The 23,801-nt window shown below is 39.7% G+C and carries 22 protein-coding genes; 7 read left to right on the forward strand and 15 right to left on the reverse strand.

Annotation, left to right across the window (positions count from 1 at the left end; genetic code table 11):
* Positions 1-13: 13 nt before the first annotated feature.
* The 12 genes from miaB to I6J03_RS07205 all read right to left on the reverse strand — a co-directional run bounded on the left by miaB (position 14) and on the right by I6J03_RS07205 (position 12,012).
* Positions 14-1,450: a tRNA (N6-isopentenyl adenosine(37)-C2)-methylthiotransferase MiaB gene (gene miaB / locus I6J03_RS07150; protein ID WP_003008797.1), complete on the reverse strand. Its 1,437-nt coding sequence runs from the start codon at positions 1,448-1,450 to the stop codon at positions 14-16.
* Between the two features lie 156 nt (positions 1,451-1,606).
* Positions 1,607-2,299: an OmpA family protein gene (locus I6J03_RS07155; RefSeq protein WP_003008800.1), complete on the reverse strand. Its 693-nt coding sequence runs from the start codon at positions 2,297-2,299 to the stop codon at positions 1,607-1,609.
* 136 nt (positions 2,300-2,435) lie between these two features.
* Entirely contained in the window at positions 2,436-3,200 is a 765-nt protein-coding gene (locus I6J03_RS07160; RefSeq protein WP_003008802.1) for a hypothetical protein, read from the reverse strand.
* 66 nt (positions 3,201-3,266) lie between these two features.
* Positions 3,267-3,662: a hypothetical protein gene (locus I6J03_RS07165; RefSeq protein ID WP_003008805.1), complete on the reverse strand. Its 396-nt coding sequence runs from the start codon at positions 3,660-3,662 to the stop codon at positions 3,267-3,269.
* 4 nt (positions 3,663-3,666) lie between these two features.
* Positions 3,667-5,076, reverse strand: coding sequence for a 23S rRNA (uracil(1939)-C(5))-methyltransferase RlmD (gene rlmD, locus I6J03_RS07170; RefSeq protein ID WP_003008807.1), 1,410 nt, complete (start codon positions 5,074-5,076; stop codon positions 3,667-3,669).
* 69 nt (positions 5,077-5,145) lie between these two features.
* Positions 5,146-5,721 (reverse strand): TetR/AcrR family transcriptional regulator, encoded by a 576-nt coding sequence (locus tag I6J03_RS07175; protein ID WP_003008809.1) that lies wholly within the window; start codon positions 5,719-5,721, stop codon positions 5,146-5,148.
* A gap of 6 nt (positions 5,722-5,727) precedes the next feature.
* Positions 5,728-6,144, reverse strand: coding sequence for a hypothetical protein (locus tag I6J03_RS07180; protein ID WP_003008811.1), 417 nt, complete (start codon positions 6,142-6,144; stop codon positions 5,728-5,730).
* Positions 6,145-7,185 carry a phenylalanine--tRNA ligase subunit alpha gene (pheS, locus tag I6J03_RS07185; protein ID WP_201694259.1) on the reverse strand — a complete coding sequence of 347 codons (1,041 nt, stop codon included), beginning with the start codon at positions 7,183-7,185 and terminating at the stop codon, positions 6,145-6,147. It abuts the gene before it with no gap.
* Positions 7,186-7,396: 211 nt separating this feature from the next.
* The gene (locus I6J03_RS07190; protein WP_003008816.1) at positions 7,397-7,849 is read right to left on the reverse strand and encodes a single-stranded DNA-binding protein; all 453 of its coding nucleotides are present in this window, start codon (positions 7,847-7,849) and stop codon (positions 7,397-7,399) included.
* 24 nt (positions 7,850-7,873) lie between these two features.
* On the reverse strand, positions 7,874-8,923 hold the full coding sequence (mutY, locus tag I6J03_RS07195) for an A/G-specific adenine glycosylase (protein ID WP_003008818.1): 1,050 nt from the start codon (positions 8,921-8,923) through the stop codon (positions 7,874-7,876).
* Positions 8,924-8,971: 48 nt separating this feature from the next.
* Entirely contained in the window at positions 8,972-10,489 is a 1,518-nt protein-coding gene (locus I6J03_RS07200) for a sulfatase family protein (RefSeq protein WP_003008821.1), read from the reverse strand.
* Positions 10,486-12,012, reverse strand: a complete 1,527-nt coding sequence (locus I6J03_RS07205; RefSeq protein WP_003008823.1) for a sulfatase family protein — start codon at positions 12,010-12,012, stop codon at positions 10,486-10,488. Before I6J03_RS07205 ends, I6J03_RS07200 begins: the two co-directional genes overlap by 4 nt.
* 144 nt (positions 12,013-12,156) lie before the next feature.
* Here I6J03_RS07205 and I6J03_RS07210 point away from each other — a divergent pair, with 144 nt between their 5' ends.
* The 6 genes from I6J03_RS07210 to I6J03_RS07235 all read left to right on the forward strand — a co-directional run bounded on the left by I6J03_RS07210 (position 12,157) and on the right by I6J03_RS07235 (position 18,579).
* The gene (locus tag I6J03_RS07210; RefSeq protein ID WP_003008825.1) at positions 12,157-13,620 is read left to right on the forward strand and encodes a WG repeat-containing protein; all 1,464 of its coding nucleotides are present in this window, start codon (positions 12,157-12,159) and stop codon (positions 13,618-13,620) included.
* Between the two features lie 86 nt (positions 13,621-13,706).
* Positions 13,707-14,141 carry a hypothetical protein gene (locus tag I6J03_RS07215; RefSeq protein WP_232279753.1) on the forward strand — a complete coding sequence of 145 codons (435 nt, stop codon included), beginning with the start codon at positions 13,707-13,709 and terminating at the stop codon, positions 14,139-14,141.
* A 165-nt stretch (positions 14,142-14,306) separates the two neighbouring features.
* Entirely contained in the window at positions 14,307-16,169 is a 1,863-nt protein-coding gene (locus I6J03_RS07220; protein ID WP_039990211.1) for a M1 family metallopeptidase, read from the forward strand.
* Positions 16,170-16,250: 81 nt separating this feature from the next.
* A complete protein-coding gene (locus I6J03_RS07225; protein WP_236586219.1) occupies positions 16,251-16,643 on the forward strand; it encodes a hypothetical protein in 393 nt (130 codons plus the stop codon).
* 75 nt (positions 16,644-16,718) lie between these two features.
* Positions 16,719-17,297, forward strand: coding sequence for a TlpA family protein disulfide reductase (locus tag I6J03_RS07230; protein ID WP_003008834.1), 579 nt, complete (start codon positions 16,719-16,721; stop codon positions 17,295-17,297).
* A gap of 262 nt (positions 17,298-17,559) precedes the next feature.
* A complete protein-coding gene (locus I6J03_RS07235) occupies positions 17,560-18,579 on the forward strand; it encodes a 3-keto-disaccharide hydrolase (RefSeq protein WP_003008836.1) in 1,020 nt (339 codons plus the stop codon).
* A gap of 62 nt (positions 18,580-18,641) precedes the next feature.
* On the opposite strand, the gene I6J03_RS07240 is transcribed toward I6J03_RS07235, so the two are convergent.
* Positions 18,642-19,031, reverse strand: coding sequence for a hypothetical protein (locus tag I6J03_RS07240; protein WP_003008838.1), 390 nt, complete (start codon positions 19,029-19,031; stop codon positions 18,642-18,644).
* Positions 19,032-19,579: 548 nt separating this feature from the next.
* Here I6J03_RS07240 and I6J03_RS07245 point away from each other — a divergent pair.
* Entirely contained in the window at positions 19,580-20,419 is an 840-nt protein-coding gene (locus I6J03_RS07245) for a hypothetical protein (RefSeq protein WP_003008840.1), read from the forward strand.
* 110 nt (positions 20,420-20,529) lie between these two features.
* Here the strand turns inward: I6J03_RS07245 and I6J03_RS07250 are convergent, their stop codons facing one another.
* Positions 20,530-22,026, reverse strand: a complete 1,497-nt coding sequence (locus I6J03_RS07250) for a hypothetical protein (RefSeq protein WP_003008842.1) — start codon at positions 22,024-22,026, stop codon at positions 20,530-20,532.
* A gap of 23 nt (positions 22,027-22,049) precedes the next feature.
* Positions 22,050-23,801: a LamG-like jellyroll fold domain-containing protein gene (locus I6J03_RS07255; RefSeq protein ID WP_232279754.1), complete on the reverse strand. Its 1,752-nt coding sequence runs from the start codon at positions 23,799-23,801 to the stop codon at positions 22,050-22,052.

Below are 23,801 nucleotides of genomic sequence, written 5' to 3' on the forward strand. Positions count from 1 at the left end.
TAATTTTGTTTCGTTACTCTACGATACGACCAAGTAAAGTAGCTGAAGTACAAGACTCTCCAATTACATTTACATAATCTCCGACTTTATAACGATTATCTACAGGGAATACGACCATTGCATTCTGATCATTTCGTCCGGCAAAGTCTTGATCTGATCTTTTGGAATATCCTTCAATCAGTATTTTATGCACTTTACCTACAAAATTCTGAATGCGGTAATGACTGTGTAAACGCTGTTTAGCTACAACTTCTGTCAAACGACGTTTTTTGATTTCCTCCGGAATATCATCTTCATAACGTTTGGCCGCCAGTGTGCCCGGTCTTTCTGAATATGCAAACATATATGCATAGTCGTATTTGACATAGTCCATCATGGAAAGTGTTTCCTGATGTTCTTCTTCTGTCTCTGTACAGAATCCTGTGATAACGTCTGTAGAAATACCACATTCCGGCAGAATACGACGAATCGCATCAACACGATCAATATACCAGGCTCTGTCATATGTACGGTTCATCAACTCCAACACTCTGGAATTACCGGACTGTACAGGAAGGTGTATATAATTGCAGATATTTTCATATCTGGCCATGGTATGTAATACTTCGTCTGTAATATCTTTAGGATGGGAGGTCGAAAACCGAACGCGCAACAGTGGGCTTACATCCGCTACTTTGGCCAGTAGCTGAGCAAAATTAACAGGTTCAGCCGGAGATTCTCCTTCGGCTACCGGAGCAGTAAATTTATAGGAGTCTACATTCTGCCCCAATAAAGTGACTTCTCTGTATCCGGCATTGAACAGGTCCTGTGCTTCTTTAATAATGGAATCAACATCTCTGCTACGCTCACGACCACGCGTAAACGGTACGACACAGAAAGAACACATATTGTCACAGCCTCTCATAATAGAAATAAAAGCTGTAATTCCATTGGTATTCAGACGTACCGGATTAATATCTGCATAGGTCTCTTCTCTGGAAAGCAATACATTGACAGCTTTTGCTCCGTCATCGACCTGTTCGATCAGATTGGGAAGGTCACGGTATGCATCCGGTCCTACTACGACATCGACCAGTTTTTCTTCTTCTAAGAACTTAGATTTCAAACGTTCAGCCATACAGCCCAATACGCCTACGATCATGCCCGGATTTTTGGATTTTGCAAATTCAAACTCCTTCAGACGATTACGCACGCGGGTTTCGGCATTTTCACGGATAGAACAGGTGTTGATAAATACGACATCAGCTTCATTGAAGTCTTTAGTCGTCTCAAAACCCTTATCCATTAAAATAGAAGCTACGATTTCACTGTCAGAAAAGTTCATCTGACAGCCATAACTCTCGATATAAAGTTTTCTTCCGTTACTATTTTCTGCGCTTGCCTCCAACTGCAAAGCCTCTCCCTGACGGGATTCGTCATGCTCTTTAGTGCTATGTGATAAATCTATCATTGTCAAAATTCAAAGAATACAAAGTTAGGAATAAAAAATCACAAAACGTGACATATTGGCAGGATAAACAAGCTTTGACTAAAATTTAACATTCCAAAAAGAAAGGGCATTATCCTCGCGACAATGCCCTTCCGGTAAAAGTTTAAAAAGTACTATTTATTTTGTTGCATTAATAGCCTCTTGTTTCATTTTATCGCCTGCTACGATAACAATCTCTACACGACGATTTTCAGCACGACCAGCATCTGTATCATTACTTGCCAATGGCTCAGAGTAGTTCTTACCTTCTGTATTGATACGACCACCGTTCAATCCCTGTGAAACGGCATATGTTTTTACTGCTGCTGCACGAGCTTCAGAAACTTTCTGATTAGCCGCTAATGAACCAACGTTATCTGTATGACCGATAACCAAAATTTTGGTATCAGGTTCTTTATTCAATGTTGCAACTAATTTGCTGATGTTTGTTTTTGCTGAAGCTTTCAGATCAGATTTGTTAAAATCAAATAAAATACCTTCATCGAATTTAACGATAATACCTTCATCAGATTTGATTACTTCCGCACCAGCTACTGTATTTTCGATTTCAGCAGCCTGCTTATCCATTTTTTTACCGATCAATGCACCTGCTGCACCACCGATTACTGCACCGGCAATTGCACCTACTGCTGTATTACCAGCTTTTCCTCCGATAAGCGCTCCCAGGGCACCACCACCTGCAGTACCGATAGCGGCACCTTTAGTTGTACTGTTCATGTTCTGAATAGTAGAACAACTTCCAAATAACATTGCAGAGGTAGCTAATGTCAAACCAAAAACAGCTATTTTCTTATTTACTTTCATAATCATATTTTTTACTAATTCCAATCCTGTGTGTTGTGTATATTATCAAAACAAAGCATATGCCAAAATCGCTCTGAAATATACCAGTAATCAAAAAAACCTTGTTAAATCTATGATCAACAAGGTTTTCATTCTATTTTTTTTATTTCTCCTGTGGAGGAATTGCTAATCTCGGAAGTCGCTCGGGCTTCGGCCGTCCATCTTTTTCGAACTTTTCGAACGATTTTTTGACATAATTCATAATATCATACTGTCCCCAGTGTTGCACCATATCGGGAGACGGCCGGTATATAGACATAAAAGATTCCAGATCTTCTCCCTGCAGGGCAGTAATATTGGTGACTGTAGACCGGGTAAAAACTCTGTCGACTTTGGCTTCTTCGATCTCCCTGTCCATATATCCCTGAAAACGTTTTGCATTTTTTGCTTCACGGCCAAAAAGATTATACAGCGCTGTAGCGGGACTTGCAAGATAGGTCATCGTCTTATTCTTCCCTCCGTTATAAATACCTTTCTTCTCATAATCGCGCATGATATTATTCATTTCCGCTTCCTTGGTCATACGTTCGACGACAACTGTCTCCAGCTTGATCCCGGCCTGCATATCTATCAGAATATCATCTTTGCTATACAGAATTGTCTTCACCGGTCCATATCCGATTTTTGAGAAGTATAAACTATCTCCAACAGATGCATCTATATTAAAGACTCCAAAATTATTTGTAATACCCACTCTTCGGGTACGCAGATTGGTAACATTAACATCTGAGAGTCTGGTACCGGTTCCTTTCTCCATAACCAAACCGCTAACCTGACTCATGGTCTGGGAATGAGATGCCTGGATATTGAATCCAAAGAAAAGAATCAACAGATAAAATCCAAACTTATACTTTGTTAACTTATACATACAGGCTAAAAGTAACAATACTTTAATAAATCAAAATGTTAAAAATACCTAAAAGAATATAACGGATTATTTGTACGGATAGAATACAAAATTCGCTCCTTCCGGCACAATTACAAACAGACACATATAGTCTTCCGGTTTTTTGTAGGTACGCTCAAAATAAGCTTTCCGATCTTCTTTTATCAACCCTCTTTCTACAAATTCTTCAAGAGAAGAGGCATTTATACTCCATTTGGTATCCAGATCAGTCTTATCTAAGATCACCTCTCCCACACTCACCTGATGCTGATGCGCTACAAAAATAGGGAACAGGGTATATCCTTCGGACAGCATTTCTGTAGCCACTTCTTTGATTGATTCTGCATAAAAATCAAGATCTACTTTCAGACTGTCCAAAGGACTTTTCTGTTCTTTCTGTCCGTCTCCTCCGGCTTGATTTTTCAATAATTGTTCCAAATCCATACGCTTACCTTTTCAATTTTAATAGCACCACATTTTCAACGTGTTGCGTGTGCGGAAACATATCAACAGGCTTGATACGATCCACCGTATATTTTTCATTCAATAATGCAAGATCACGTGCCTGTGTAGCAGCGTTACAGCTTACATATACAATTTTGTCTGCTTCCATTTCCAGCAATCGTTGTACCACATCTCCATGCATGCCTGCACGCGGAGGATCTGTAATGACAACATCCGGTTTTCCGTGCTCGGCTATAAAATCTGCTGTGAGCACATCTTTCATATCGCCGGCATAGAATTTTGTATTGCCGATCTGATTGATAGCGGAATTGATTTTAGCATCTTCAATAGCTGTAGGTACATATTCGACACCGATCACTTCGCGTGCCGTTTTGGCAACGAAGTTGGCAATAGTACCTGCACCTGTATAAAGATCATACACTAACTCATCTCCTGTCAATCCTGCAAATTCTCTTGTAATCTTATACAATTCGTATGCCTGAAGTGAATTTGTCTGATAAAATGACTTTGGTCCGATTTTATATTTTAATCCTTCCATCTCTTCATAGATAAAATCTCTTCCTTTGAAGATGTGAATATCCTGATCGAAGATGGTATCATTTTTTTTCTGATTGATGATATACAGCAAAGAATCAATATCCGGAAAACTACTGTTTATATCATTCATCAGTAAATCTACCTGTCCTTCTTCCGGATAGGCAAATACAACAATCACCATCAATTCTCCTGTAGAAGCCGTACGTATAATAAGATTACGCAATGCTCCGGCGTGTTCGCGGAGGTCATAAAAAGAAATCTGATGCTTTATCGCAAATGCACGTATATGATTACGGATAGCATTGGAAGGATCCTGCTGTAAATAACAATGATCTATATCGAGAATTTTGTCAAAACGTCCGGGAACATGAAATCCCAGTGCATTCATTTCCAGTCCCTCATTAGCATCATCTACAGAAGTCAGCCATCTTTTATTTGAGAATGTATATTCCAGTTTATTCCGGTAATACTCGGTCTCTCCGGATCCCAAAATAGGCTCCATAAGCGAAGTATCTACCTTACCTATTCGTGCAAGTACATTATCAACAGTCTGTTGTTTAAATTTCAACTGGCCATTATAATCCATATGCTGCCACTTGCAACCACCACATACTCCGAAGTGTTCACAAAAGGGATCTATGCGGTATTCGGAAGCCTTCTTAAGTGCTGCGACTTTCGCTTCAGCGAAATTTTTCTTTTTCTTGATCAATTCCACATCTACTACATCACCGGGTATGGCCTTATCAATAAACAACACTAATTCATCGGTTTTACCTACCCCTTTTCCCTCTTCAGCGATATCAATAACAGCAATATCCGAAATAAACTTTTTCTCTTGTGGAATTCTTCTTCTCATGATAGGCGCAAAAATACAGTTTTTACCGGAAATAATCAGACCTTCAATGCGATCATAACTGGAAGCAGATTAGATCAATGCTGCCTGTACAAGATATGGGAGTATTTCTTTTTGGAAAGAAATAAAATTTTTGCGAACGTCAGCATCAGATACCGCCGTGAAAGCAAATGAAAAAACGACGTTTTTACTGGTCTTGATAAGGAAGGTTAGCTTTTCTTCAGGAACTTCGCTGGCGATAGCCTCATTCTGTATAAATGAGCTCAACAGTAAAAATTCCAGATCTTCAGACAGGGTTTTTAGATATTCCTGTGCGTTGGCAGATTCCCGTATAAATTCCCATCCGACAAACTCATTACATACGGTATACGTCAGACGACTGACACGCAGAATGGTATTGGCCAGAAAAGTGGAAAGATCTTTTTGATTTACATTTTTATCAAGAATGTCCTTAACATTTTCACGGATATAATCCATCAGGATCGCATGGAGAATAAGCTCCTTGCTGATAAAATATTTATAGACGGTGGCTTTGGAAACATTGGCCATTTTTGCCAGTTCGTTGACACTGGTCTTGTTGTAGCCGTATCGTCTGAACAGCTCTCTGGCAGCCTTTTTTATGGATGTAACTATTTTTTCAGGCTCCATTATATATCAATTTTGGATAATATAGGTCTCACCTTGCTTCATCACATAATAGGGCTTCAGCGGACATTCTGCAATATCCAGCGGCGATCCATCCAGCAAGAGCCATTTAGCACCACTCACCGGATCTTTTGCAACATTTGGGTTTTCATCCAGCACCACCTTGTTTCGCTGTTCCGGATTGACTGTGCTGCATCGGTCATAAGCAATAAAGGTATTATTGCCCGTATTGTATACAATAACACCTGCAACACCGATTCCATTAATCACATCTGCTCCTCCCGCAGCAAACAGCTTAGGATTGCTTGACTGACTGAATCTATAGTGCACACTCACACTTGGTACAACATTACAACCTCCCTTAGAACAGGAGTATACTAATAAAGTAATACATGCAACTATACCAAGTCTGAGCAATGCTTTCATTTATATAATTTCTGTTTGGAACTGATTCAGAAAACGAACATCATTTTCAGAGAACAGACGTAAATCTCTGATTTCATATTTCAGATTTGTGATGCGTTCTATACCCATGCCAAATGCAAACCCGGAATACTTAGTACTATCTATACCACAGTTTTCCAACACATTAGGATCAACCATACCACAACCCAGGATTTCTACCCAGCCGGAATATTTACATAACTGGCAACCGGCACCTTTACAAATGGTGCATGAAATATCCATCTCGGCCGACGGTTCTGTGAATGGAAAATAAGACGGTCTGAACCGTACTTTTGTACCTTCTCCGTATAGTTCCTGTACGAAATGATACAGGGTCTGCTTAAGATCTGCAAATGATACATTCTCATCGACATACAGTCCTTCTACCTGATGAAAAAAGCAATGTGCACGTGCAGATATAGCTTCATTACGATATACTCGTCCCGGCATAATAGCTCTGAACGGTGGCTGACCAGCCTCCATCAGACGCACCTGTACAGAAGAGGTGTGCGTACGAAGAGCAATATCATTACCATCTTGTTTTTTGATAAAAAAAGTGTCCTGCATATCCCTTGCCGGATGTTCGGGCGGGAAGTTCAGTGCAGAGAAATTGTGCCAGTCGTCTTCGATCTCCGGCCCTTCTGCAACGATAAAACCCAGCTTCTTGAAGATTTCAACAATTTCTTTTCTAACCAGAGATAAGGGATGACGGGCACCTAACGTAAAGCCATCGCCCGGAAGGGTAAGATCTCCTTCAGCTTTAGCCTGACTTACTTTTCCTGTGGAACCAAATTGTTCCTGTGCCTGCTGATATTTACCTTCAGCCAGTTGTTTGAAATCATTTAGTACTTTACCTAAAACACGCTTTTCATCAGCAGGAGCGGCCTTAAATTCTTCAAATAAACTCTTGACTATTCCTTTGGAAACCAAAAATTTCAATCTGAAATTTTCTACATCAGCTGAAGTCTGCGGATTGAACTGCTCGATCTCTTCAGTATACTGCTTTATTTTATCTTGCAACATAAGGCCAAAGATACAGCAAAAATTAAAAAAGTTAAAATGACATCGGTATTGATTGCGCATTAGTTTTACGAATACCGACACCTGGTTGTCATATTACCCGTCTAACTGAAGATTTACACCTGATCAGGATAACGCTGTATTTTACATACAAACTAAAAAAGGATCCTGTTTTAGCAGAATCCTTTAGTAACATTATATCGTCTCTTTTCTTTTAAAACGGTAGTCCGTCATTGTCATCATCTAACTCTTTAAAGTCAACCTGCTGCTCTTTATTTTCTACTGCTTTATCTGCCGACGCAGCAGTGGTTCCACCCTGAGCTGGTTGTTCAAAATCAGATTTACGACCTAGTAAAGTAAAGTTCTCAGCTACTACTTCTGTAGTGTATCTGCGAATCCCCTCCTTATCTTCATAAGTCCGCGTTCTGAGACGTCCTTCAATGTATACCAGACGCCCTTTGTTCAAATATTTGGCTGCAACATCGGCCAGGCCTCTCCACATCACGATATTGTGCCATTCTGTTTGTTCTACTTTTCGACCATCTTTGTTGAATGTTTCTGAAGTTGCTAACGGGAAACTGGCAACGCTGACGTTGCCTTCTAAGTAACGGATTTCAGGGTCCTTGCCCAAATGCCCAACCAAGATAACTTTGTTAATGCCTGACATGATATAAATTTAGGTGTTTAGTAATTAGCTAATGTTGGTTTCTATAAAACTAAAAATCAACTTATGTTGAGCTAATTTATTTAAATCTTTTAAGAATACATAATTCCAAGACTTTTTTTTCAACTTTAATGCTGAAGGATTATTGACTTTATAGAATTGTGCATAAATATTCTGATGACTGAGTATATGTTTGATTACATTGCCTTTTAATTCAAGGGAAAGATCTTCCGAAAAATATTCTTTTATACGCTCATCTTTCAGAATATCGAGTCCCGAAAGCGGTTCTGTCGTTTCAATCATCGGAAATTCATACAGGTTCTGCCATACATCTCCTTCACCACGTCTGGACATCATAATCTTATCATCCTCTTCTATAATAAAATAATGGAAATACCTGTTTCTGCTGCCTTTTCCTTTCTTTTTAAGGGGTAGCAGATGTACTTTATCTTCTTTCAGGGCTACGCATTCCTGATTAAAGATACAGATACCACAGGCTGGTGATTTGGGTTTGCATTGCATAGCTCCGAAATCCATAATAGCCTGGTTATACCGCGCAGGATCATCTGCATCCAGCATTTCATTTGCCAGTTCGGTAAAAACCTTCTTTCCTGCCGGAGTATTGATTTCGACTTCTACTCCAAAATACCGGGATAATACACGGAAAACATTCCCATCCAGTACTGCTTTAGCCTGATTTGCGGAAATGGATGAAATTGCTGCTGCAGTATATTCTCCTACTCCGGGAAGCTTAATAACCTCATCATACGCTGTTGGAAAAATTCCTGCGAAATCAGAAACAACCATTCGCGCAGCCTTATGCATATTTCGTCCCCGGGAATAATACCCCAGACCTTGCCACAGGTTGAGTATATGATCCTCATCTGCGGAAGCGAAATCCTGAACAGTGGGATACTGCTCTGAAAACCGCATAAAATAAGGCATTCCCTGCTCTACACGGGTTTGTTGTAAAATAATCTCAGATAACCAGATGATATAAGGATCCTGTGTATGTCGCCAGGGCAAATCACGTCCATGCTGATCATACCAGGCAATTAATCTTTTTGAGAAGGACATAGACACAAAGTTGGGAAGATTTTTGCAATGTCAGAAATCAAACTATCATTATAGCTGAGATTGTAACAATTGCTCCAGTTCTTTCACTTTATTTGTATGCTTAGCAGCTATATTCTCCTTTTCCGCTTTGTCGGTACGCAGATTATATAACTGCGGTTGCTCGTCATTACCCAGTTCGATATTTACAGCTTTGTCAATTTTGGCTCCTTTTCGCGGTTTGATATACTTATAATCGCCCTGTATAATGGAAAACGTTCCGGAACTTTTTACCAGATAGGTCCGGCCTTTTTTGTCTGTTCCTATTAAAGTTTTCCATTGGTTCTGACTATCTACAGCCTGGTCTTTGGGATAAGAAACTCCTAACTGGCCGGCAAACGAAGCCAGCAAGTCTACTTGTCCGATCAGTGCATCTGACTGTTGCCCTCCTTTGATGACCGCAGGCCAGCTCACCAGAAAGGGCACACGTGAACCTGCTTCGAATGCACTGTATTTGCCGCCTCGCCATCCGCCGAATGCATCATGATTAGCGGATTTCTCCACTGCCTGATCTGCATATCCATCATCTAAAACCGGACCATTGTCACTGGTAAAAATAATGATAGTATTCTCATAGAGACCGTTATTTTTTAGCTCCTGTACCAATTGTCCCACAGTGTAATCCAGCTGGAGAATAGCATCTCCACGAAGCCCGAGTTTGCTTTTGCCTTTAAATAAGGTTGCCGGCATACGCGGTACGTGAGGTTCTGTAGCATTGTAACATAAGAAAAATGGTTTCTTCTGATTGGTTTTGATAAATTCCTTCGCCTTTTCAAAAAATGTCAGTGTTAGCTCTTCATCTGCCCATCTGGCATCCTTTCCTCCTGTCATCCAGCCTATGCGTCCTATTCCGTTTACAATAGTATTATCATGTCCCTGACCAGGAGAAGCATGCAGTTTGAGTAATTCCGGATTTTCTTTTCCTGTGGGCTCGTTCCCGATTTTTTGCCGGTAGTTTACTTGTATAGGATCTTTAGCATCTGCTGCAAGTACGTAATGGTTTTCGAGAAAAACTGTGGGAACACGGTCTGCTGTAGCCGGGAAGATAAAGGAATAATCATATCCAACCTCTAATGGTCCGGGTGCAATCTTGCCGTTCCAGTCTTTTTCTACCTGTTCTCCTAATCCAAGATGCCATTTCCCAACAATCCCTGTAGTATAGCCTTGCTGATGAAATACTTTGGGAAGTGTGATTTTATCCTGAGGAATAATAAGTGCCGCATCACCGGGTAAGATACCGGTACCTTTAGCACGATAAGGATTATTACCGGTCATCAGTGCATAACGGGACGGCGTACAGGTAGAGGCTGCAGCATGCGCATTTGTAAATCTTATTCCGGAGGTCGCCAATTCATCCAGATGAGGTGTCTCTATATCCTGCCCGCCATAGATACTGAGGTCGCCATAGCCCAGATCGTCCACGTAGATCATCAGTACATTAGGTTTTTGTTTATCCTGTGCCTGTATCTGCTGACCCACAAAAAGGAAAACAGTCAGACTGATATAACTGCATATATGTTTCACACTCATAGTTTTTGTTCAAAAATAGCTTCTGCTTCATTATCCTCTACCTGTCTGATTTCTGCAAGCAGTTTCTTTTTCATCCGGCCGATAATTGCCTCGGATGACTTGTCTGCGTAGATATTATTCATTTCATGAGGATCTTTTTCCAGATCATATAATTCCCATGATTCTACTCTTTTATAGAATCTGATAAGCTTGTACTTACCATCGCTGATTCCAAAATGCGGAGATACAGCGTGTGTACCGTTCTCATAATAATGGTAATAGCTGGATTTTCTGAAAGGTTTCTTCGCATCTTTCAGTACAGAATAGAATGATTTGCCTTGTATTTCTTTCGGTATTCTGACCCCTGCAATTTCCAATAAAGTCGGAGCAATATCGATATTCATTACCCGGGCTTCTGTATGTGTGCCGGGCTTGATCACTCCCGGATACCGTGCAACCATAGGTGTACGAAAAGATTCTTCATACATAAAACGTTTATCGAACCAGCCATGTTCTCCCATATAAAATCCCTGATCAGACAGATAGATTACAATCGTGTTATCCTTCAGTCCGTGCGTATCAAGATAATCCAGCACCTCGCCTATATTCCGGTCCAGAGAAGCGGCCGTATTAAGATAATCTATCATATAACGTCTGTACTTCCATTCTTCCAGTTGTTTGCCGGAGAGTTTGCGTGCGTAGAAATCGTCCTGAATAGGTTTGTAGTAAGCATAGTATTTCTCAAACTGACTTTCTGTAAAGCGGGAAAAATCATAATCTTTTCGCATATCCTCTTTTGTAGGATACATCTTCAGGTCATAGGGCAGCAACATATCTTTTGCAATACTCATCTCCTGTACGGCTGCAGCTTTTCTTTTGTCATACTGATCGTAGAAGTTGTCCGGCAACGGAATTTCAGCCTGATCATAGGTTCCGAAATCCCTGGGATCAGGCAGCCATGAACGATGAGTAGCTTTATGGCCTAATATCAGACAGAATGGCTTATCTTTATTCAAGGTATCTAACCATCGCTCCGCTTTCTCGGTCACAATATCCGAAACATATCCTTCTATCTGTTCGCGTTTGTCTCCCTGATTAATAAAAACGGGATTAAAATAATGCCCCTGACCATCCAGTATACTGTAATAGTCAAACCCTTGCGGTTTGGCTCCCAGATGTTGTTTGCCGATCCAGGCTGTGCGATAACCTGCTCCCTGTAAATCTTTGACGAATGTAGCCTGACTATGATCAAAATGTGAATTCTCGTTATCCTTAAAGCCGTTTTTGTGGCTGTACTTTCCGGTAAGCAATGTCGCTCTGCTGGGACCACAAAGCGAATTTGTAACATAGGCACGGTCAAAGACAGTTCCTTCTTTCGCTATACGATCAATATTCGGAGTATGTGCTACGGCAGAACCATATGCTCCGATAGTCTGAAAAGAGTGGTCATCTGAAATAATAATCAGAATATTCGGTTTATTTTGTGCATTTGAGATGCTGTTGATCAAAATAAAAAAACAAATTAGCAGGTATCTGTTCATCATGGTTAGGTATTATATTCCAAATATGCGATTTTGATTACAGAAACTGTAACTTTAGCGGTATAAAATATCGCAAATGCTCACGAAAACGTTTGTTTTATTCGCTATTTAACAAGACTTTTGTTACTTGGAATTGAACCACACTACATGAATAAATTTTATTTATTAATAGCCTTGCTTCTTGTAAGCTATTCGGCACAATCTCAGTCCCCTACATATAATATTAAATATATTTTTTTTACATCTGCAGAATTTAAAAACAGATTAGCGGAGAAAAAGAAGAAATTATCCGAAAGTGAATCAGGAACGGTTCAAACAATCAGTATGATAGGAAATGACGGAGACCTGCTTAATGATATTATCTATAATAGAGATTTTATTCGGGTTGAGGGCAAAAACAAAAATGCTAAGATAGAGCTTATCGATATTGCTAAAAAAGAAACTGTTTTATTACGTCCGACATATAAAACTTTTGTAAAAAAAACATTTGATAATGCTTATTCTATAGTTGGTACTTTATCTTTTGATGATAAGGAACAAAAGCAGATTCTGGGGTATACATGTAACAAAGCCACACTTACTTTTGATTTATCCGGAATTGACGAATTAGACGGCTTTGACCCTACAGCAGAAATATGGTATACCAAAGATCTTCCCAGACTGTTTTGGAGAGATAATACATATCTTCAGAAAATTCCGGGAACAATGCTTTTAATGACCATCAATGGAGTTGGCTTGCAGGCTTCTGCTGTCAAGGAAGTAAAAAACGACTCTAAAGTATTTGAAATTCCTTCCGATTATACAGAGCAGGAACAGGTATATCCTCAAACAGAAGCCTGGAATGATTCTGTTATGGATGCTACCATTGACAGTGCTATGATGGACAATTATATTAGCGATTCACTGGTTTCTTTTCAGGATGAAACTACCGAATTGTTTGGTGTGCAGGATCTGGAAGGTAATATCGTTATTCCGGCAGCTTATACCCAACTCCTGGTGACAGGAGAGGATGTTCTGATCGCGTCCGATTCAAATGAAAAATACGGAGCAATCGATCTGACAGGTAAGGTCCTGATCCCGTTCAGATATGAAAGTCTGCTATGGACGGCAGAAGGCCCTGTTATATACACTGAAAACAATCTCTATGGCTGTCTAACCCGTGAGGGGGAAGTTCTTATTCCGGCTCAATATGAATATCTCAACGAATTTGAAGGGCAATTCACTGCTGCAATGAAAGATAATAAGATGGGTATTATCAATCTCAAAAATGAGATTGTATTTCCATTTACCTATGAAAGTATTATTCAGATAAGGGACAGCTATTTTATAGGTATGCAGGATTCAAAGTATTATCTTCAGGAATTTAACAAATCAAATCCGACCTTAGCCGGATACACTTATCTGGAAGTAGGAATAGATAATGATATCCTCGTTGCTGAAAAAAATAATCTTCACGGATATATAGATAAGCATGGTAAGGTGCTGATTCCGTTTAAATACCGTCTGGCCAGCGCTTTTTCGGACGGAGTCGCCTATGTCACTGATGAACATGAAAATTCTTTCTATATCAATCAAAAAGGTGAAACCGTGAATATGGAAGAAGAAGATTAAAATAAAAATACCTGAAAAAGTGCCAATCCTATAAACTTGGCACTTTTTTTATTCCTTAAGGGGTTGTCCAAAGTAACTTGACATATATGTCTGATCAAACGTATTACATTTCAACATTACACCGCGCCAAGTACATGGCTCTTATATTTGGCGGCATTACTTTAATCGCTGTTTTACTTGCATTCACTCCCTTTCAGGAAATCGTCAAAGTATTGATCACTTTAGTGTCCATTCCTTTGGTTATTTTTCTGGCAGTACGTTACAGCCGTATTCCTTCTCACTGGACATTTGATGATCAGAAACTGACTATCATAAAAAGTGAAAAACATATAGAGCTGCCACTGGCGAATATCTCTCATATCCGCAATCTCCCCCGATCAGGCGGAAACCTATTGATTATATATCAGCGTAAAGGTCATTCATACCGCTTCTGGAGAAACAAACTATTTCAGAATGAAGATGAATTACAGGCTATGATTCAATTTATTCAACATCATAATATAGAGTACTATAATATGTAATTCGTTCTGAAGGGTAAGCGAAGGACTTCGCTAAATTCTGTGAAAGCTTCCGGATTGCCTTTTACTCTCCCCAATGAAAGAATTGTACATATTGAAGACATCCTGCACTTCATCATTAAATGGTTTTTCGTAAGTTTGGCAGTATTAATCGATTCATCATTTATAATGAAAAAACTGTACTTCTTATTTCTTATTGCATTGCTATGTACCAATGCATTTGCTCAACGTAAAGGTTATTGGGACCAAAAAGTAGATTACACCATGGTTATTGATGTAAAAGAGAAATCTTATCAATATGATGGAAAAATGAAATTGCTGTACACCAATAATTCCGGACAGGAACTTAAGAAAGTTTATTTTCACCTATATTTCAATGCTTTCCAGCCGGGGAGTATGATGGATTATCGTTTAGCAAATATTGCAGATCCGGATTCTCGGATGACAAGCAATATCGGCACGAAAGAAAAACCGGTATACCAAAGCCGCATAGCGACACTAAAGCCTGACCAGATTGGTTATCAAAAGATAAAGTCTCTGACTCAGGACGGCGCGGGTACTACTTACAAAGTAGACGGAACTATACTGGAAGTAACTCTTGCAAAAGTGATACAACCTAATTCTTCCACTACCTTTGATATGACATGGGAAGCGCAGATACCTGAACAAATCCGCCGCAGCGGTCGTAATTCAAAAGAGGGTGTTGAGCTTTCTATGACGCAATGGTACCCGAAGATGGCCCAGTTTGACGAATTCGGATGGCATCTCGATGAGTATGTGGCACGTGAGTTTATTGCGCCTTTCGGCAATTTTGATGTCACCATCAACATAGACAAGGATTACGTTATCGGGGGGTCAGGCGCTTTACAGAATCCGGATCAGGTAAAAGGATATGTCAAAAATGCTAAAGTCCAGTCGACAAAAGGTAAGGCTTCGTGGCGATTCAAAGCAGAGAATATTCATGATTTTGCCTGGGCAGCGGATAAGCAGTTCTTAGTAAATCATGCGCGCAGCAAAGGTGGCGTGGATGTATATCTGGTCTATAAACCCGGAGCTAAAACCACTGAAAGCTGGACGCGTGCGATGGAATATACAACCGCATTTTTTGATTTTTGCGGCAGCAAGTTTGGTGCATATCCATGGTCTACTTATACTGTGGTACAAGGTGGTGACGGCGGAATGGAATATGGTACAACGACATTAGTGACTGGTGAAAGATCATTAGAGAGTCTGGTAGGAGTTATCTACCATGAGGCAGCACACTCCTGGTATCAGCATCTTTTCGGAATCAATGAGACGGTAGACGAGTGGTTTGATGAAGGATTTACCAGTTATATCGAGGAATTGGCTTTTCAGCATTTATTCAAAAAGACCAATCCTATGCCGGACAATCCGGTTCTTCCTGCATACAAAAGCTATATTAAACTGGCACTGTCCGGTAAGGAAGAGCCTGCCAGCTTGTTAGCAGATTATTATAATACAAACTATGCATACAGCAATGAGGCTTACAATAAGGGTCAGGTACTTGCTGAACAACTGGGTTATATTATTGGGCAGCAGAATCTGGAAGCTACATTTTTAAAATTCTATGAGCTCTGGAAATTCAAGCATCCTACTCCGAATGATTTCAAACGCGTAGCGGAGGAGGTGTCTGGTATCAATCTGAAGTGGTACTTTAATTTGTTTATCAATACGACCCGCAAGATTGACTATGCAATTACTCCTGGTGAAAACAATGAAATCAACCTGATCAATAAATCGGATTTCGCAATGCCTCTGGATGTATTGGTCGAATATCAGGATGGCAGCAAAGAATTGTTCTATATTCCGTTACGTGAGATGAGGGGAGAAAAACCTGCTGAAAATTTTTCAGTCTATCAGGGTATCAAGAGAACAGTACTGGAAGACTGGTTCTGGACTAAACCAATTTATACGTTTAAAGTCTCCAAAGCTGTAAAAAAGGCAACCATTGATGTAACAGCCCGTCTGGCCGATGTCAATGATACCAATAATGTATTTGAAGTAAAATAATGAACAGCTTTTTGTAAGCTCTGTTTGTAAAATAGGGCTTACAATTTGTCTTTATATAAAGGGTTTGATATCTTTATTATCATGTCAGGAAGAGATAACAGACAATACACAAATATGGCAAAGATCATTATTTATATGGTCTTCATCTTATTTATCAGTGTATTCAGCTCCTGTCCTTTCAAACTGGCTATCAAAGCGCTGAACAGCCATCAGGAAGACATTGCTCTTCCTTCAGGTGGTACAACTACCGCTCTGACTAAAGGCACTATCTCTGTCACCTGTGCAAATATGACCCGTGTGCGATCACATAGCGGCCATTCCTCCCCTACTTTCCTTGCTCCATCCATTATCCGTTATTTTCACGACCTTGGTTCACTTTGTCGTGCCATTCCGGTAAAACAATATACAACCGCAGCTGGATACTACAGTTCTCCCACTCCCACCTATCTCTTAAACCGCACCCTGCTGATTTAGCCTAATCATACTTTTCATCCGGTATAATTTCACTTTATTTATTACGTTGATTAATCAACTCTATTGATATTCTATATGAACAAAAAAACATTCCATATTATTCTTGGGATCATGACTTCTTTGGTATTGATCACAGGAATCAGCCTCTACGCATTGGGCAATCAGGTTAACGAACTGAAAACAGAGAATACTCCTTTAACAGAGCCCGACTATACGGATAGCAAGACAGAGATACAGGCTCTAGGAAAGACTGATGCGGTATTTAAAAATGCAAAAGGCGAAAAGATTGTGTTAAAGGATATACGCAACAAAGTAATTTTTATAAATATGTGGGCCACATGGTGCCCTCCGTGTAAAAAGGAGATGCCTTCTCTAAACAATCTTTACAATAAACTTAAAAGTAATCCCAACATTGTATTTATTATGATGGATGTGGATGGCAAATTAAAACAATCAACCTCCTATATCAAGGAAAAGGGTTTTAGCCTGCCTAATTATATTGTAGAGGGTAATTTACCTGAAGAGTTCAGCACTAATTCGATCCCTACAACTATTATCATTGACAAATCGGGAAAGATGGTAACAAAACATATAGGAGGTGTTGATTTCGATCATCCTGAAATGCTCCCTTTTATTCAGAATCTCCTGAAATAGCAGAACATGAACGATATAAGTGCAATATATTATAATCCGTAACCTCTGATGACATCGCCTCTTCTATTCTCAGGGAGGCGATGTTTATTTAATGGAAGTGAGGTACACATTCTGAAGAATAATATATAAAAGTTACGATCGAAGTTATTAAAAGGCATCTGCAATTTGTAGATTTGTATAAGGCCTCATTCGGCACACCTATCCGTGACTGAGGAACCGAATACATCATTAAATAATTTTAGTTGACCAAAAACCAATAAAAATGATCAAAAAATTTATGTACAGCGCTCTGGCTGTGGCTTCAATCAGTGCCGGTCTGGTATCTTGTAATCCAACTGCCAAAGATGGTTCTGCTACTCAGGATTCAGTAGCCAAAGAAGAAGTGCACAATCCTGCGACACAGACTATTCCGGAAGAATACAAAGACCTTATCGGCAGATGGGATCTTACTGTTGATAAAAACGGCAAGGAGGCTCCTTCCTGGATTGAGATTAAACTTTCGGGATTCAATACATTGGTAGGTGCTTATGTTGGCGACAGCGGTAGTCAGCGCCCTGTCTCTCATGTTATTCTGAAAGATGGTAAGTTTTCCTTTGCTATTCCTCCTCAATGGGAAGGCGGCGAAGGTGATTTTACAATAGAGGGTCAGCTGGATGCGGGCAATCTGAAAGGTACTGTAACGACAAATAAGAATGAGAAGTTTACATTTACCGGAGTAAAAGCTCCTTACCTGAATCGTACAGGGGAAGTGAAGTGGGGATCTCCTATAGCACTTTTCAATGGTAAGGATCTGACCGGATGGAAAGCATCTGCACCGGAAAACCAATGGAAGGTGGTCGATGGTGTGCTGACAAGTGAAAAGGCGGGTGCAAACCTGATCAGTGATCAAAAATTCGAAGACTTTAAATTGACTGCCGAATTCAGATATAAGGAAGGTGGGAACAGTGGTATCTATCTTCGCGGACGCTACGAAGTTCAGATTGAAGATAGTCCGAAAGACAAACATCCGGGAGCACTTTATTTCGGTGGTGTATATGGTTTCATTGCTCCAAATGAGATGGTGACTTTAGGCCCTAATGAGTGGCAGAAATATGAAATCACTCTGCGTGGTCGTCTGGTAACTATAGTGGCTAATGGCAAAACTATTATCAGTAATCAAGAGATACCTGGTATCACGGGAGGGGCTCTGGATAGTAAAGAGGGTGAACCGGGACCTATCTATCTTCAAGGTGACCATGCTCCAATTGAATTCAGAAACATTACGATTACTCCTATTCTCTAGGGAATTTTGAAGAATAATTTTGTTAAATAAAAAAACAGGGCTTTTCTAAAAGCCCTGTTTTTTTATTTTCTTTTTTGTAGTTGTTTTAATTGTGCTTCAAGGGCAGCTATGGTCTTTAGTTGTGACCTGATCGTGATCTCCTGAGTTTCAACAACTTTATTCAGTGCTTCAATGGTGGAGTCAATATGCCGCATACTCACATATCCATCCGGATCATCTAGCGCTACGCCGATACCATCCTTAAGCATTTCTCCGGTTCCTTTGAGAAGCCAGGCTTCATTTATATCACTATATTTAGCTAAAATAGTAACCAAAGTATCCGAACCTAAAGACGAATTCTTTTGCACTCCTTTAAAATTAGCATAAGAAAGCCCCAGGTCTTTAAAGAAATCAACCTTGTTAATCTTCTTAAATTCCGCTATCTCCAAAATACGTTCTTTAATATTAGTCATTATTTTGACTTTTTATTTGAAAAAGATAAAATAATATCCTAACTTAGTTTTAGAAACAAATTCTCAACCCAGTTAAAATATTTCATTCATGAAAAGTACAAAAAATAACTTAAAATCCAAACAATCAGAAGATCTGTCAGATGTATCTGTTGTTATTATCTCATTTCCTCTATCGTATAACTTAATAAATCTAATGGAATAAAAACATCAATTATATCATCTTTTGATCAAGTGAATGCCTCAGGAAGATAAGTCCTACTCCAAGAACCATATTACATTAGGACTTCAATGATACTCTTTATTATCCGCCTGGTCTACAGACCCGAATAGCGGATCAACGCCCTCCCTTCTTATTGCATATGTCATACAACTCCATGTCCTGTTACGACATACAGGATAGGAATGCTGTATAGTATTCTGCTATGGCTATCCTTTATCTTATCAAAGAGGTTACCAGGTAATCATCTTTTGGAATCAGGCTGTTGTCCGATGAGGCTTAATATATTTCTGCATCGGACATCATTATCCACTATCAATCTATAATCAATATGAATACTCCTTCTGAAAATCCTGCTTCTACGCATAAAGAGCTTATTATACAAGCAATCCGCTCTTCTATGGATAGTTTACATATCTATTGCTTCAGTTATCTTATCCGGTCTCAACGGGCAAGCAACCCTGTTATTAGTCGTCTTGAAAGTACAGAGTTACATCATTACTACTTACTTGTCGTAAACGGAATTCATAGAGAAGAATTCCTTCAAAAGCAGGCTGAAGTCAACAGCATACTTCCTGAGCATATCCGGGTTATAATGGTTTGTGAATCTCTTGACGAGTTGGGAGAAAAAGCAAATTACAACAATTCCTTTTATCAACATATTTTAGTCAGTTCCGAAAAATGGGTAACGGATAACAAACACTCTATTGATATTGATCCACATGAGATAAGACCACTAGTACTACACAAAACAGATGAACAGATCTGGAAAATACGCTACAACAATGCAAAAGGGCTGTTAGCCTCGGCTTCACAGGGATGTGGTTGCGGATATGACGAAGCTGTAGCTGTAATGCTTAGTCTTGCATTGGAACAGATCTGCCTCGGCATGATTCTGATTCTGTTAAGATATTCTCCTCCTGTCAAAGATCTGGTCTATCTGTTCGACCTCATGTCATGCATAACGCCCATTGCTGAGGAGATTTTCTGTCTGAGTGTTCCGGAAGAACGAGGAATAATAGAAAATCTAAGTGATAGTCTCCGACAATTCAGAGACTCTCCGAGTTATGAGGTTGACGGGCATAATTTATACCTTGTATGTGATCGTACGGAGATCTTTCTGCAAAAAGCTGATCAATTCGTGCTGACATATCTGAAATCTTTAAAGTAAGCCCAAACTGATGTATCCCTGTTCTATCCATTCGGATTCTGCAAGATCTTATGATATAAGCAAGGCCGGAATATCCGGCCTTACTTATTAACTGATTATTGAGAATAGATCTATTTTTCAGGATAACCTGTTATGTAGATTTCATTGAAATTGGCAAATTGGTTGGTAGTCGAGAATGTGGTGAGACAGACTATTTTTACGGCTTTAAGAATTTCATTATTATTCAATGCCAGCTTGGTCTCCTGCACGGTATTAGACAATGTAAACTGTCCAAAGTCTATCTCTTTTCCCTGCAGATCTATTCCATAGACTCTTACATCTTTCACTACTCTGTTACTGGCACTTCTGTGAAGTAAAGAGATTTCTTTTACAACAATCGGATCAAATGGAGCTGCCGGAGTTCTGAGGGCAGTCTCATTAAAGAGTCCTGAGGCTGAGGCTGCTCTTGTCTTCGTAAAGGTGAAGATCAAAGTAAAAGGATACTTTTGATCTGCCGGATGCGAAGAAGTCGTCGTCGTAGACCATTGTGTATGCCATATGGTAGATGTGCTGGCATCCAGCATAAAGGATGGCGGACCTTCGGAAGTGGAATTTGAATTAGAAGCATATGGCGTCCATCCTTTACGTGCATCAGCAGTATTGAATGCTTTAAGCTGACTTGGTGCAACTGATCCGTTGACAACGGTACTCAAACCTTCTTCTCCAGTGACTTTAACGGCTATGGCTGTCGCAGCAGAATTGATAGCGAAAATATAATTCCCGTTTTCAACAGCTGTATTCGGGATCGTTAGCTTTTGAGGTGTACCGTTTAATGAATAACTGATTTCAAAATTAACATTTTTACCACTTCCGTTGCTCCAGAATATCTGCCCTTTATTGAAATAGCCTGACATCGATATTGACGCTGCAATCTCTTTGTAAGGAAGAATGCCCGGTTTCTGACTGTAAGGATAGCTTTTGGAAGTCAGATTAAGCACCTTATCAGTAACTGTAACATCGAACTCATAGGCTTTGGTTTCATCACTAAGCCCATTTACCTCTACAATAACATCCAGATCGCTGCTTGTAACTACCTTTTCCTTTGGTTGTCCGTCAGCCTGATATTTTATCTTATACTCAAATTGTTTTGCGGTAGTAGATGGAAATATAAACCTGACTCCTCCCGGAGATGCCAACATGGTAACTCCTTTTGCTTTGAATTCATTTTCAAATGGTTTGGAGGTGATTTTGATTGTACTGGTTTTTGACGGTGTATTGTCTGCTGTGTAATAGACAATATTAATACTGTATTCTTTTTCCTGTTCTACAGCCAGTACTGTAGGTTTGTCGAAACTCACGACATCTACGGACTTTGTTCCGGATGCTTCCTGGTAGGTAACCGTTGCCTTTTTGACTCTGTCACTCACAGCAGGCCAGAAGATCTCTATCTGCTGATTGTAATTGCTGAACAGCGTCAGATTATTGGGGCGAGCGGTTGGTCTTGTAGTGGTAACCGTCTCCTCTGTCTGAACAACATCCGGAAAGATCAGTTCATCCTGTTTACAGGAAGTGAACAGGAGCAGTCCCGAGATAAAGAGAATAAATAGGTGTTGAATATATGCTTTCATAATTGGTTGTCTTTAATAATGGTCTATTTTAAAAACTCTACTTCAAATTTGTTTAAGAAAACACTTCCTTCCAATTTCCATGTATCCTGAGTTTTTACTCCCATCCAGTAATAGACCTGCGGAGTAATGTCAATATCCTGAAACAGTATACTTTTATTTGCATCTACAAAAGGTAAGGTATTCGCCGAAACTTTATAACTGTACTTTCCCTGAAGGGTAATATCAGGTTTTCCGGAAATAGCATTTTTAAATTTGCCGCTCTTGTCATTGTCCTGCATCGGCCAGTAGCCTTTCAGGTTAGCGTAATAGGAATCGCTTTCTGCAATACCCATTTTATTGGCAAGAGCCCGCACTTCTGTTTCTTCCAGGCTCTTGTTGAAAATCATGACATCACACATATAGAAATCCACATACTGATTGAAGAAAGTAGATCCCTGAAAACCGAATGTCAGTGCACTAGGGGATAATACTTTTGTAATATCCATTTTATTGGATTGCGTGGCGGATAATACTCCGTTGAGATAAAATTTAGACACTACATTTTCACCTTCCTGATATATAACTCCTGTGATATGTGCCCACTCTCCGTTACGTGATATATTATCTACTTTCATTTCATTTTTTACGCTGCCGTCCGCTGTAAAGAAAGAAACACCGTTTCCATTTCTAAAGAATGACCATCCCGGCGTCTGCCCGGTCCTGGCATTTGTCTTACTCAGGAAGGGAGGAACGTCAAAATAATAATCACCCCGTGCTTTATTCTTATTGATCTTGATTTTAGCTGCAATGGTCAGTTGCTTGGTTTTAGCAGGATTATAATCATCTTCTGTAGTTCCTATATTCGCATTCCGTGCTCTTACTCCTTCTGTCGGTGAATTGGTTTCACTGCCATCGAAACCGTAGAAATTGACAGGAGTGATCATTTCGCCATTAAGCTCTGAGGAAGCAAAATTGGGATTATGATATAATGTGAAAGAATTACGCTCCTGGAAAGAGCTTCCTCCATACGTATTCCCCGTACCTCCGTGATTGGATGTAAGGATAATTAACCAGTCTTCGTATTTATAGTTGGCTCTTGCTTTAAGGGCATTGATAATTTCTCCTACATATTGATCATCTTTTTTGACTGCTGCCACATACTCCGGACTACTTGCCGAAAAAGAGGAATTTACTCCCGCTTTGATGACATCTGTAAGCTGCAAAACCATAATGTCTACATTTCTGTTTTTCAGATAATCAACGGCCTTATTTTTGGCATCTTCATCATTTGCCGCCAAAGCACTTTCATCAGCGTCCAGCAGCAAAACATTAGCTAAACCGGTGGATTGAGAAATTGCATATGTTTTTTTCTCCGGCGTTAGTTTCTCAATTCTGTTTATAAAAGAAGTCGGATAAACTAATTCCGCATGTTCATCCTCTCCCTGCTCAGGTAAATAATCGTCATTACTGATATGATGTGTCGCTGAAGTCTGACCAACCATCAGACTCGTCCAGGTAGGTGCATCACCTGTATTTTCACCGACTATTGCTCTGAAAGAATACTTACTGTTAGGAATAAGAGATTTGATCGTTTCGGGCATGATTTCTTTCAATTCCTTACCTACGGTACCATCTATAGAGATTAATAATACTTTGCGCTGTACAACGGTATCCGGTGGCAGTTCATATTCTTCAAAATTCGGCCCGGGATTGTCATATTTTGAACAACTGAAAAGCAGTGCCAAGGAAGCAAATGCTATTGTTGCAAAAGAGATGTATATATTTTTACAGTTCAT

The organism is Sphingobacterium spiritivorum (genome assembly GCF_016724845.1).
Classification (GTDB): Bacteria; Bacteroidota; Bacteroidia; order Sphingobacteriales; family Sphingobacteriaceae; genus Sphingobacterium; species Sphingobacterium spiritivorum_A.

Bases quoted from the DNA above. Each gene is read 5' to 3' on its own strand.
- miaB (WP_003008797.1), bottom strand. From the start codon at position 1,450: ATGATAGATTTATCACATAGCACTAAAGAGCATGACGAATCCCGTCAG.
- I6J03_RS07155 (WP_003008800.1), bottom strand. From the start codon at position 2,299: ATGATTATGAAAGTAAATAAGAAAATAGCTGTTTTTGGTTTGACATTA.
- I6J03_RS07160 (WP_003008802.1), bottom strand. From the start codon at position 3,200: ATGTATAAGTTAACAAAGTATAAGTTTGGATTTTATCTGTTGATTCTT.
- I6J03_RS07165 (WP_003008805.1), bottom strand. From the start codon at position 3,662: ATGGATTTGGAACAATTATTGAAAAATCAAGCCGGAGGAGACGGACAG.
- rlmD (WP_003008807.1), bottom strand. From the start codon at position 5,076: ATGAGAAGAAGAATTCCACAAGAGAAAAAGTTTATTTCGGATATTGCT.
- I6J03_RS07175 (WP_003008809.1), bottom strand. From the start codon at position 5,721: ATGGAGCCTGAAAAAATAGTTACATCCATAAAAAAGGCTGCCAGAGAG.
- I6J03_RS07180 (WP_003008811.1), bottom strand. From the start codon at position 6,144: ATGAAAGCATTGCTCAGACTTGGTATAGTTGCATGTATTACTTTATTA.
- pheS (WP_201694259.1), bottom strand. From the start codon at position 7,185: ATGTTGCAAGATAAAATAAAGCAGTATACTGAAGAGATCGAGCAGTTC.
- I6J03_RS07190 (WP_003008816.1), bottom strand. From the start codon at position 7,849: ATGTCAGGCATTAACAAAGTTATCTTGGTTGGGCATTTGGGCAAGGAC.
- mutY (WP_003008818.1), bottom strand. From the start codon at position 8,923: ATGTCCTTCTCAAAAAGATTAATTGCCTGGTATGATCAGCATGGACGT.
- I6J03_RS07200 (WP_003008821.1), bottom strand. From the start codon at position 10,489: ATGAGTGTGAAACATATATGCAGTTATATCAGTCTGACTGTTTTCCTT.
- I6J03_RS07205 (WP_003008823.1), bottom strand. From the start codon at position 12,012: ATGATGAACAGATACCTGCTAATTTGTTTTTTTATTTTGATCAACAGC.
- I6J03_RS07210 (WP_003008825.1), top strand. From the start codon at position 12,157: ATGAATAAATTTTATTTATTAATAGCCTTGCTTCTTGTAAGCTATTCG.
- I6J03_RS07215 (WP_232279753.1), top strand. From the start codon at position 13,707: ATGTCTGATCAAACGTATTACATTTCAACATTACACCGCGCCAAGTAC.
- I6J03_RS07220 (WP_039990211.1), top strand. From the start codon at position 14,307: ATGAAAAAACTGTACTTCTTATTTCTTATTGCATTGCTATGTACCAAT.
- I6J03_RS07225 (WP_236586219.1), top strand. From the start codon at position 16,251: ATGTCAGGAAGAGATAACAGACAATACACAAATATGGCAAAGATCATT.
- I6J03_RS07230 (WP_003008834.1), top strand. From the start codon at position 16,719: ATGAACAAAAAAACATTCCATATTATTCTTGGGATCATGACTTCTTTG.
- I6J03_RS07235 (WP_003008836.1), top strand. From the start codon at position 17,560: ATGATCAAAAAATTTATGTACAGCGCTCTGGCTGTGGCTTCAATCAGT.
- I6J03_RS07240 (WP_003008838.1), bottom strand. From the start codon at position 19,031: ATGACTAATATTAAAGAACGTATTTTGGAGATAGCGGAATTTAAGAAG.
- I6J03_RS07245 (WP_003008840.1), top strand. From the start codon at position 19,580: ATGAATACTCCTTCTGAAAATCCTGCTTCTACGCATAAAGAGCTTATT.
- I6J03_RS07250 (WP_003008842.1), bottom strand. From the start codon at position 22,026: ATGAAAGCATATATTCAACACCTATTTATTCTCTTTATCTCGGGACTG.
- I6J03_RS07255 (WP_232279754.1), bottom strand. From the start codon at position 23,801: ATGAACTGTAAAAATATATACATCTCTTTTGCAACAATAGCATTTGCT.